Below are 10283 nucleotides of genomic sequence, written 5' to 3'. Positions count from 1 at the left end.
GTCCGTTCATGGCGAAGATGGACGGCGTGCCGGGGCCGGGGTGGGTGCCGCCCGGGGAGGCGAAGCCGAAGCGGAACACGACGAAGATCGTGCTGATCGTCGTCGGCGTCGTCCTGGCGGTGTGCTGCCTCGGCGGGGTCGGAGGCGGGTTCCTGTTCTACCGGACCATCAAGGGCGCCACGCAGCCGGCGAGCGACGCGGCCGAGAAGTTCATCGTCGCGCTGGAGGGCGAGAAGTACGAGGAGGCGCACGGGCAGCTGTGCTCCAGCGCCCGGACCCGGTACACGGTGGAGCAGGTCAGCTCGATCGCGAAGGCCCGGGGCAAGGTGACCGGCCACGACATCCGCAACGTGAGCGTGTCGAACTACAACGGCGACAAGTCCGCGACCGTGCGTGCCCGGCTCGACTACGCGGGCGGGGCCAGCGGCGAGCACTTCTTCCGGCTGGTGGACGAGGACGGGACGTGGCGGGTCTGCGGCCAGCCCTACTGAGGTGAACCGACGCCGATGGCCCGGATGATCTCCGGGCCATCGGCGTGTCATGTGGAGTTCGCGGAAATGTCGGCGGGGATCGATAGGGTGCTGACACCCTCACCCCCGGAGGCTCCACATGCGACGGTTACTCGCCGCCACCCTGGCCGCGGCGGCCCTCACCATCTCCCTCGTCACGCTGGCCGCACCCGCCCCCGCTCGGGCGCAGGTCAGTGACCTTGCCCTGGCCCAGCGCTGGGCGCCGGTGCACTACCAGGACACCGACTCGACCGACTACGACGCCGACTACCTGTCCGCCGTGGACTACGACGGCGAGTGGGACACCCTGAACAACTGGGAGCACGAGCCGAGCTACCCGCTGCTCGGCACGGTGAGCTATTCGGTGGTCGAGACCAGCACCCACTGGTTCATCGTGTACGGGTTCTATCACCCGCGCGACTGGTGCGACAGCATCTTCTGCGGCGAGCACGAGAACGACATGGAGGGCGTGCTCCTGACGATCCGCCGGGACGGCAGCACGTACGGCAGGTTCGAGGCTATGGTCACCGTCGCGCACAGCGACTTCTATTCCTTCGTACCGCCAGGCAGCGCGTTCGTGAGCGGCCGGGAAAGCGTCGACGGATCCGTGATCATGCAGACCGCGAACGGGTACGCGCGCCCGACGACGCGGCAGGAGGCCAAGGGCCACGGCGTGAAGGCCTGGGACGGCAAGGAGTTCCCGGGCGGCGACGGCGTCGTCTACTACCCGAGCGGCACGGCGGAGATCCCGTCCGGAGGCAACGACCGCTCCGTCGGGTACCGGCTGGTGGGCGTGTTCGACGCTGGCGGCCTGTGGGCGCGGCGCTACGACGCGCAGACCTTCGCGTCCTGGGGCACGTTCCGTGGGGACAACGGCTCCGACAACGCCGCGAACGCGCCGTGGGGCTGGGACGACGGCAACGACGGCAGCGACCTCCAGCGCGGGCTGCTCGCGACCGACCCGGCGAAGCTGGTCACGGCCTACTTCAACGGGGAGGGGACGTTCGGGCTGGCATACACCCGCAACGGGTACCGGTAACAGGTCACGGGAAGGGGCTCGGTTACCGTTGCCCTGTGGATCTTGTGATTTTCGACTGTGACGGCATCCTGGTCGACAGCGAGCCGATCGCGCTGCGGGCCAACGCGGTGAGCCTGGCCGAGTACGGCTGGCCGCTGACGGACACCGAGATCGTGGAGCGGTTCGTCGGCCGTTCGCACGAGGCCATCGACGCGCAGGTCTACGAGCAGCTCGGGCCCGAGCGCGGGGCAGCGTGGGCGGCCCGGTTCCGTGAGCTGCACGAAGGCGGGCTGGCCGCCGTCGAGCCGGTCGAGGGGATCACCGAGGCCCTGGCGCGGATCACGCTGCCGACGTGCGTCGCGTCCAGCGGCAGCCACAACAAGATCCGGACCAACCTCACCCGGACCGGCCTGCTGTCCCGCTTCGACGGCCGGATCTACAGCGCCGCCGACGTCGAGCACGGCAAGCCGGCCCCGGACCTCTTCCTGTACGCGGCCAGCCAGCTCGGCGCCGACCCGGCCCGGTGCGTCGTGGTCGAGGACAGCCAGTACGGGGTGCAGGCGGCCCGTGCGGCCGGGATGCGGTCCTTCGGGTACACCGGAGGGGTGACGCCGGGCGAGTGGCTGGCCGGCCCGGGAACGGTGCTCTTCGACGACATGCGGAAGCTGCCGGAGCTGATCGCCGGGCTCTGACCTATCCGGACGGTGCACGCCTGCCGGTAGTCTCAGCGCATGCGCCGGACCTGGTTCTTCGTGGCTCTCCTTATGCCAGGCGGCTGCTTGGCACCAGAGCCAGGCCTGGCCGACGTGTCGGTGCTGCCGCCGCAGCCGGTGCCCGTGGCCCAGCCGGGAGCCTCGACCGGATCGTTCCGCTGGGACTGCGGCCGCAATCTCGAACGCCACCGCAACTCGGACAACGTGATCGCCTCGCCCGGCCAGCGCGGGGCTGCCCACCACGTGCACGACTACGTCGGCAACCTCACGACCGATGCGTACTCCACCAACGACACGCTCGCCTCGGCCCCCACGACCTGCAAGAACGGCGACCTGTCCACGTACTACTGGCCGGTGCTCCGGATCGGTGAGCCGCACGCAGGCCCGATCCAGCAGCCGGTGTCGGTCGAGCTGAGCCTGCACGGCAGCCCGGCGGGCAAGGTACTCCCGCTGCCCCGCTTCCTCCGGGCCAGTACCGGCGACGCGCGCGGCGGGGCGCACGTCCGTCCCACGTGGACCTGCGCTGGGCTGACCGACCGGCGGACCACGGAGTACCCGGCGTGCGCGTCCGGCCGGATCGTCCGGGTCTTCGACTTCCCGAGCTGCTGGGACGGCCGCCGTACCGACAGCGCGGATCACCGCTCCCACCTCGCGTTCCCGGCTCCGGACGGTGCCTGCCCGGCGGGGATGTTCCCGGTGGCCCGGCTCCGGCTCGCCGTCGCGTACGAGCTGCCCGGCGGGGAGCCGTTCTCGATCGACACGTTCCCCGAGCAGCGCGGCAAGGCCCGCACCGACCACGGTGACCATGTCAACGTGATGCCCGACGAGCTCATGGCCCAGGCCGTGGCCTGCATCAACTCCGGCCGCGCGTGCTGAGTCCCGCCGGCGGTGAACCGTTTCGCCTTCCGGTCCGTAGTGCTGGGTGAGCGCGTCGAGAGGACTGGCGGATGTGGCCCCGCAAACGGGATGAGGCACTGATCCGGGCACTGTACGAGGAACACGGCCTGGCGATTCTCGCGTACGCCACCCGCCTGCTCGGCGGGGACCGCGCGGCGGCAGAGGACGTCCTCCAGGAGACGCTGATCCGGGCTTGGAAGCACGCCCGCTCGCTCTCGGACACCGAGGGCTCCGTGCGGGCCTGGATGTTCACCGTGGCCCGGAACGTGGTCACCGACCGGCACCGGGCCGCTGCGGCCCGTCCGGCGGAGGTGGCGGAGTCGGCGGGTACGGTGCCGGTCGAGCGGGACCACGCCCAGCGGGTCGTGGACTCGATGGTCGCGATCGAGGCGCTGGAGACCCTGCCGCCCGAGCACCGGGACGTGCTGGTCGAGCTGTACTTCCGGGGCCGGACGGTCACCGAGGCTGCCGAGGCGCTGGGCATACCGTCCGGGACGGTCAAGTCCCGTTCGCACTACGCGCTGAGAACGTTGCGGGACTGGCTGGGCGGGAACAGGGTCTCGCTGAAAGGGGTGACGGGATGACGCCGCTGCTGGGTGCGTACGTGCTGGGCGGGCTCGCCGACGCCGAACGCCGCGAGGTCGAAGAGCACCTGGCCGGGTGCGCCGGCTGCCGCAGCGAGCTCAGGGAACTGGAGGAGGTGCGCGACGTGCTGGGGGACCTGCCGCCGGAAGCGCTGCTGCACGGCCCGCCCGGCGCAGACCACGTACTGGAACGCGCCTCCCGCCAGGTCCGCGCGCACGGTACCCGCCGCCGGATGTTCGCGCTCGCCGCCGCCGTCGTCGTGCTCGCCGGGGTCGCGGCTGGGGGAGTACTGGCCGGCCGGCTGACAGCTCCGGAACCCGGGACCGGCCCGAAGGCCCAGCCGCCCGCCACGGTCACCCCCGCCCTGACCCCGCCCCCGAACCGGATACTCGGCACCACAGTGGACAATGCGACGGGAGTCCGGCTGACTGTGGCGCTGACTCCCGCTCCGGGCTGGGTACGCGTCAACGTCTCCACGGCCGGCATCGCGCAAGGGGAGGACTGCCGGATCGTCGTGGTCGGCAAGGGCGGCAAGGAAGAGACGGCTGGCGGCTGGGTGGTGTCAGCCAGGGGGGCAGCCGAGGGGTCCAACCTGGACGGTTCGGCGTCCGTGGCTCCGGAGGACGTGACCGCTGTGAAGGTGGTCAACACCCAGGGGACCGTGCTGGCGTCCGTGCGGTTCTAGTCGTTCGAAGGGGTGCGGCCGCGAGCGGGGACTTACCGCCGCGGCCGTGTCCGGCTGCGCGCAGCAGGTACAAGAAAAAATGAAATTTCTGGAATTGAGGTGAACCAGTCAGGGGGCGGATCCGTAGTGATGGGCAGAGACCACGAACGAGAACGCAGCGACAGACCACAGTGGAGGATCTGATGAAGAAGTTCGGTATCGCCCTCGGCACCCTGACCCTCGTCGGCCTGTTCGGCATGACGGCCTGCGGCACGGCGGCGGACAAGAAGCCCGCGGCGGAGCAGCCGGCCGCGCAGAGCTCCAGCCCGGGTGCTGCCTCCAGTCCGGCTGCCGGGTCGCCGCAGACGCTGAAGGTGGCCACGGTTGACGGGTTCAGCAGCTTCGTGACCAACGCGAAGGGCCGGACCATCTACCGCTTCGACAAGGACACGAACAACCCGGCGAAGACCACGTGCTTCGACGCCTGCGCGGAGACGTGGCAGCCGGTGCTGGCCGGGCCGGGCGGCGCGTTCGAGCTGGACGGGGTGGACAAGACCCTGGTGTCGGCGATCGACCGGCCGGAGGGCAAGCAGCTCACCCTCAAGGGCTGGCCGCTCTACTACTACAAGGACGACAAGGCTCTCGGCCAGACCGCCGGGCACGGCAAGGGCGGCGTGTGGTTCGCGATCTCCCCTGACGGCTCCAAGGCGAGCACTACCGGGGCGAAGAAGTCCTACTGAGCGCACGAAGAAGGAGGGCTCCCCGCAGCTGCGGGGAGCCCTCCTTCCGCGTACGTGCTAGAGAACCTTCTCGATCTCGGTGCCCAGGTCGGCGGGCTCGACGCGCGGCGAGAAGCGGGCGGCGACCGAGCCGTCCTTGCCGATCAGGAACTTCTCGAAGTTCCACCGGATGTCGCCGGTGTGGCCCTCGCCGTCGGCGACCGGGGCGAGGCGCTCGTAGAGCGGGTGACGGCTGTCACCGTTGACCTCGACCTTCTCGGTCAGCGGGAAGGTGACCCCGTAGTTCACGTCACAGAACTCGGCGATCTCCGCCGGCGAACCCGGCTCCTGCGCCCCGAACTGGTTGCACGGCACGCCGAGCACGACCAGGCCCTGCCCCGCGTACTGCTCGGCGAGCGCCTGGAGCCCGGTGTACTGCGGGGTCAGGCCGCACTGCGAGGCGACGTTGACGATCAGCACGGCCTTGCCCCGGTGCGCGCTGAGCGCCCCCGGCTGGCCATCGAGGGTGGCGATCTCCACATCAAAGACAGACATGCGGCAAAACTAGCAGCCCGCGGGCGGGAAGCCGGTGGTCAGCATCCGCCCATGCAGTTCTGCTTCTGGAAGACCACCCGGTCGCCGACCACGCCGACGAAGTTCAGCCCGCGGGCCGGGCCGTCGGCGTCGCGGCTCTGCTCGGTGTTGAGCTGGCCGAACACGACGGCCTTCGAGCCCTCGGACGTGGTGCCGTCGCAGCTCAGGTTGAACAGCTTCCGGTCGTCGGGCGCCTGGGTGACGGTGCAGCTGAGCTTGCCGTCCAGCCGGACCCCGGCCTTCTTCAGCTCCTCGGTGGCCGCCCGGGTGGTCAGGACGCGCAGCGTCGCCTCCTCGACCTTGACCAGGCCGGAGTTGAGCTCGTCAGAGGAACAGCCGGTCATGGTTCCGGCCGCCAGGGCGGCTACCGCCACAAATAGTGATATTCCCCGCATGGCAGCCAGCCTATTTCGCCGGGGTGCGGGGCGGTGCCGGAATTCCGTACCTCCGGATCCGTGCCTCCGGTTCCGTGCCTCCGGGAAGGCTTTCCGGCATGCTGTTTCGGCTGCGGCCGAATGTCCTCGACGGACCGTGGCGGCTCTCGATACGTTCGCACGCGGCTGGCCGGCTCCCGGTTCCCCCCGGTGGCCGGCCCCGGGGATCTCTCCCGCGCTGGCCGGGCGGCTGGCGCACCAACCCGCCGCGCCGACCCCTCACCCCCGGGACAGCGCGGGAGAGCCTCCGGATGAGAAGATCATCGATCTGAAATCCATAAGGGAGTACCAGCGAAGGAGTACCCATTGCGGACACTGACCCGCCTCGCCGCCGCCGCAGCGGTCGCCGCCGCCCTGTTCGTCCCCGCCGCGAGCCCTGCGGCCGCGAGCCCGGAGCGCGTGCGCTGCTCGGTCGTCTACTTCGACCTCGGCGGCACCCTGGTCGACACCTCCGACCGCACGGCGTACCGGTACATGCCCGGCGCCCGTGAGCACCTGCGCCTCCTGCGCGTCCTCGGCGTGCCGATGGGCGTGATCACCAACGTCCCGCCGAGCTGGGGTGCCGACGACGCCCAGCGGGCCGCCCGGGTGCGCGAGTTCATCGCGGCGAGCTGGGCCGAGCCCGAGCCGTTCCCGTGGCACTACTTCGAGGCTCCCGTCCTCACGCCGCGGAGCACCGCCGAGTACAAGCCGGCCCCCGCCCTGTTCGAGCGGGCTCTGACGGCTGCCGGGCAGTGCCGGGCGTTCTTCCAGGGCGAGGACGCGGCCGAGATCTCGGCGGCGGAGGCCACCGGCCTGACCGGGTACCAGATCGGGCAGCCCGGCCGCCGCGCCTACCTGCCGCCGGGGCACATCTTCCGGCCGTAGCGGTCGTACCGGGGCCGGGGAAACGACCCGGCATCGGGAAACTGCCCGCCCTCGCCGGCAAAAGGTACAAAACTATCCGCATGGACGGACGGGCCGGCGAGGGCGAGCAGACCAGGGCTGAGCACACCGCGGCTGAGCAGCCAGGGGCCGGGCAGGCGGGATCCGGGCAGGCACAGCCTGAGCGGGCTACAGGCGGCCGGCGAGTGGAGGGCGTACAGGCCGGGGGCTGGCCGGCGGCGCAGGCCGGGTTGTCCGGTCAGGAGGTCGCGGCGCGGATCGCGGCCGGGCAGGTCAACGTCGCCCGGCGCGACTCCAGCCGCTCGCTCGCGGAGATCATCCGGGCGAACCTGTTCACCAGGTTCAACGCGATCATCGGGGTGCTGCTCGTCCTGGTGCTGGTCTTCGGCGATCCCCGGGACGCGCTGTTCGGCCTGGTCATCGTGTTCAACAGCGCGATCGGCGTGATCCAGGAGCTGCGCGCCAAGCAGACCCTCGACCGGCTGGCCGTGCTCGGCGTGGCGCCGGTCAGGGCCCGCCGGGACGGTGCCGAACAGAGCATGCCGCCGGACCGGATCGTCCTCGGCGAGCTGATCCTGCTCAGCACGGGCGAGAAGATCCCGGTCGACGGCACCGTCACCGCTTCCGGCGGCCTGGAGGTCGACGAGTCGCTGCTGACCGGCGAGTCAGACCCCGTGCACAAGGCGGCCGGCGACCCGGTCATGTCCGGCAGTTTCGTGGTGGCGGGGGACGGCTCGTTCACCGCGACGAAGGTCGGCCCCGACTCGTACGCGAACAAGCTCGTCGCGGAGGCCAGCAGGTTCAGCCTGGTCCACTCCGAGCTGATGAGCGGGATCAACAGGATTCTCACGTTCGTGACCTGGCTGATCGTCCCGGTCGGGGTGCTGCTGGTCATCAGCCAGCTCAGCAGCCGTGGCGAGAGCTTCGCCGACGCCGTCGTCGGCAGCGTGGCGGGCATCGTGCCGATGATCCCCGAGGGGCTGGTCCTGATGACCAGCATCGCCTTCGCCGTCGGCGTCGTCCGGCTGGGCCGCCGCAACTGCCTCGTGCAGGAGCTGCCGGCCGTCGAGGGGCTGGCCAGGGTGGACGTGCTGTGCCTGGACAAGACCGGAACGCTCACCGAGCCCGGCATGGACCTGCGGGAGGTACGGTCGCTGAACGGCCAGCCGCCCGGCCGCCTCCAGCAGGTACTCGCCGCGATGGCAGCCGCAGAGGACCGGCCCAACCCGACCCTGACCGCTGCGGCCGGTACGACCCAGCCGCCACAGTGGACGGTCGACGGCAAGATCCCGTTCTCCTCGGCCCGCAAGTGGAGCGCCGCGAGCTTCGGGGCGGAGGGCTCGTGGGTCCTCGGCGCGCCCGACGTCGTCCTCCCGCCCGGTGACCCGTCCCGCTCCCAGGCGGAGGAGCTGGGCTCGACGGGGCTGCGTGTGCTGGCCCTGGCTCAGGTACCGGCGATCTCCGAGACTCTCACCGGCGTCCGGGCCGAGGCGCTGATCCTCCTCCAGCAGCGCGTCCGGCCCGACGCCGCCGAAACGCTCCGGTACTTCGAGCAGCAGGAAGTCGCGGTCAAGGTCATCTCGGGCGACAACGCGGTCTCCGTCGGGGCCGTGGCGGCCTCGCTCGGCATCCCGGGAGCACTGTCCCCAGTGGACGCCCGCGAGCTGCCGCCCGAGGGCCAGGAACTCGCCGACGCCCTCGCCACGCACTCCGTCTTCGGCCGGGTCACCCCGCAGCAGAAGCGGTCCTTCGTCCACGCGCTCCAGTCACGTGGCCACACGGTCGCGATGACCGGCGACGGGGTGAACGACGCCCTCGCGCTGAAGGACGCCGACCTGGGCGTCGCGATGGGTTCCGGCTCGGCGGCCACCCGGGCCGTCGCGAAGGTCGTGCTGCTGGACGACAAGTTCTCGTCGATGCCCCGGGTACTGGCCGAGGGCCGCCGCGTGCTCGGCAACATCGAACGGGTCGCCAACCTGTTCCTGGTCAAGACGATGTACTCCGTCGTGCTCGCCGTGCTCGTCGGCGTCATGCACATCCCGTTCCCGTTCCTGCCCCGCCACGTCACGCTGGTCGGAGCGCTCACCATCGGCATCCCCGGCTTCTTCCTCGCCCTCGCCCCGAACGCCGAACGCGCCCGCCCAGGTTTCGTACCCCGTGTCCTGCGCTTCGCCATCCCGGCCGGGCTGATCTGCGCTGTGGCCACGTTCCTCGCGTACTGGCTGGCCAGAGCGAACGCCAACTCGATCCTCGCCGAGGACCGGACGACGGCGGCCATGACGCTGTTCCTGGTCGCGCTGTGGGCACTCGCCCTCGTGGCCCGGCCCTACACGTTCTGGCGGGCCGGGCTGGTCGCCGCGATGGGCCTCGCCTTTGTCCTGGTCGCGCTCATCCCCTGGACCAGGGACTTCTTCGCCCTCGACTTCGGCAGCCTGCCCAACAACCTGATCGGGGCAGGCCTGGCCCTCGGCGCGGCCGTCGCCCTGACCGTCCTGCTCCACCTCGACCACTGGCTCAGCCGCAGGGAGACCTCACTCTGAGAGGAACCTGCTCACCCGCTCCCGGAACCCCTCCGGGTCGTCCAGCCACGGCCAGTGCCCGCCCGCCGGCAGGATCTCCACAGCGCAGTTCTCATACAGCTCACCGATCAGCTTCGAGGTGTGCGTGCCGGCGATCCCGTCCCGTGCCCCGCACACCGCCAGCACGGGCGCGCGCATGGTCCGCAGCCGCTCCAGCTGTCGCGGGCTGGACGACTCCGCAGTCCCATAGAACGCGGCGCGCAGCCACTCCGGCGGTGCCGGGTAGTCGTCCTCCGGTTCGGCGTTCGACCAGCCCTGGGCGCGGATCGCCGCCCCCTCGGCAGGGTCGGGCTCGCGGGCGGCGCGCCCGGCCGGCGTGACCAGGACCAGCCGCCGGACTCCGTACCGGACGGCGTACTCCTGGGCGGTCAGGGTCCCCGCCGAATGCGCGAGCAGGTCGGGCTCGCTGAGCCCCAGGTGCACGCGCAGCGCCTCGACATCCCGGGCCTGCCCGGCGAACGAGCAGCTCGCCCGGTCGGCGGGGATCTGGGACCTGCCGCCTGCCCGGCCGTCCAGCGTGACCAGTGTGTACCGGGCATCGAGCCCGCCCAGCGTTCCCAGGCTGCGGGCGTCGGCACCGGGCCCGCCCGGCAGGCACACGAGCGGCGGCCCGTCCCCGGTCACCTCGTACCAGAGCTGGGTGCCGTCATAAGAGCTGAAGCTGGTCATGCACCCAGTATCGAAGA

Annotated in this window: 12 protein-coding genes; 9 read left to right on the top strand and 3 right to left on the bottom strand. The window is 71.1% G+C overall.

All coding sequences use genetic code 11. From position 1 onward, the window contains the following. Positions 1–8: 8 nt before the first annotated feature. From A3G1_RS0107815 to A3G1_RS33775, 7 genes are all read left to right on the top strand, one after another. The gene (locus tag A3G1_RS0107815; RefSeq protein ID WP_018348919.1) at positions 9–491 is read left to right on the top strand and encodes an Rv0361 family membrane protein; all 483 of its coding nucleotides are present in this window, start codon (positions 9–11) and stop codon (positions 489–491) included. A 118-nt stretch (positions 492–609) separates the two neighbouring features. Further along, a complete protein-coding gene (locus tag A3G1_RS0107810; RefSeq protein ID WP_018348918.1) occupies positions 610–1548 on the top strand; it encodes a hypothetical protein in 939 nt (312 codons plus the stop codon). A 44-nt stretch (positions 1549–1592) separates the two neighbouring features. Then, positions 1593–2219 (top strand): HAD family hydrolase, encoded by a 627-nt coding sequence (locus tag A3G1_RS0107805; RefSeq protein ID WP_018348917.1) that lies wholly within the window; start codon positions 1593–1595, stop codon positions 2217–2219. 39 nt (positions 2220–2258) lie between these two features. Next, positions 2259–3116, top strand: a complete 858-nt coding sequence (locus A3G1_RS0107800) for a DUF1996 domain-containing protein (RefSeq protein ID WP_157640972.1) — start codon at positions 2259–2261, stop codon at positions 3114–3116. Positions 3117–3187: 71 nt separating this feature from the next. Next, complete coding sequence (locus tag A3G1_RS0107795) at positions 3188–3721, top strand: sigma-70 family RNA polymerase sigma factor (RefSeq protein ID WP_018348915.1); 534 nt, start codon at positions 3188–3190, stop codon at positions 3719–3721. Next, entirely contained in the window at positions 3718–4407 is a 690-nt protein-coding gene (locus tag A3G1_RS0107790) for an anti-sigma factor family protein (protein ID WP_018348914.1), read from the top strand. The genes A3G1_RS0107795 and A3G1_RS0107790 overlap by 4 nt, the downstream gene beginning before the upstream one ends. 182 nt (positions 4408–4589) lie before the next feature. Next, the gene (locus tag A3G1_RS33775; RefSeq protein WP_018348913.1) at positions 4590–5126 is read left to right on the top strand and encodes a COG4315 family predicted lipoprotein; all 537 of its coding nucleotides are present in this window, start codon (positions 4590–4592) and stop codon (positions 5124–5126) included. A gap of 57 nt (positions 5127–5183) precedes the next feature. Here A3G1_RS33775 and A3G1_RS0107780 read toward each other — a convergent pair whose 3' ends face one another. Together A3G1_RS0107780 and A3G1_RS0107775 are read right to left on the bottom strand one after the other, a co-directional pair. Next, the gene (locus A3G1_RS0107780) at positions 5184–5660 is read right to left on the bottom strand and encodes a glutathione peroxidase (protein WP_026211905.1); all 477 of its coding nucleotides are present in this window, start codon (positions 5658–5660) and stop codon (positions 5184–5186) included. Positions 5661–5698: 38 nt separating this feature from the next. After that, positions 5699–6073, bottom strand: coding sequence for a hypothetical protein (locus A3G1_RS0107775; protein WP_018348911.1), 375 nt, complete (start codon positions 6071–6073; stop codon positions 5699–5701). A gap of 366 nt (positions 6074–6439) precedes the next feature. Here A3G1_RS0107775 and A3G1_RS0107770 point away from each other — a divergent pair, with 366 nt between their 5' ends. Both A3G1_RS0107770 and A3G1_RS0107765 read left to right on the top strand, forming a co-directional pair. Beyond that, positions 6440–7000, top strand: a complete 561-nt coding sequence (locus A3G1_RS0107770; protein WP_018348910.1) for an HAD family hydrolase — start codon at positions 6440–6442, stop codon at positions 6998–7000. An 80-nt stretch (positions 7001–7080) separates the two neighbouring features. Further along, complete coding sequence (locus tag A3G1_RS0107765) at positions 7081–9558, top strand: HAD-IC family P-type ATPase (protein WP_085985678.1); 2478 nt, start codon at positions 7081–7083, stop codon at positions 9556–9558. Here A3G1_RS0107765 and A3G1_RS0107760 read toward each other — a convergent pair. Further along, positions 9550–10266, bottom strand: coding sequence for an alpha/beta fold hydrolase (locus A3G1_RS0107760; protein ID WP_018348908.1), 717 nt, complete (start codon positions 10264–10266; stop codon positions 9550–9552). The genes A3G1_RS0107765 and A3G1_RS0107760 overlap by 9 nt on opposite strands. Between the last annotated feature and the right edge of the window lie 17 nt (positions 10267–10283).

Origin of the sequence: Longispora albida DSM 44784 (assembly GCF_000379825.1) — a bacterium.
Lineage (GTDB): Bacteria > Actinomycetota > Actinomycetes > Mycobacteriales > Micromonosporaceae > Longispora > Longispora albida.
Note: the sequence above shows the minus strand (reverse complement) of the source record. Positions and strands in the feature narration are given on the sequence as shown.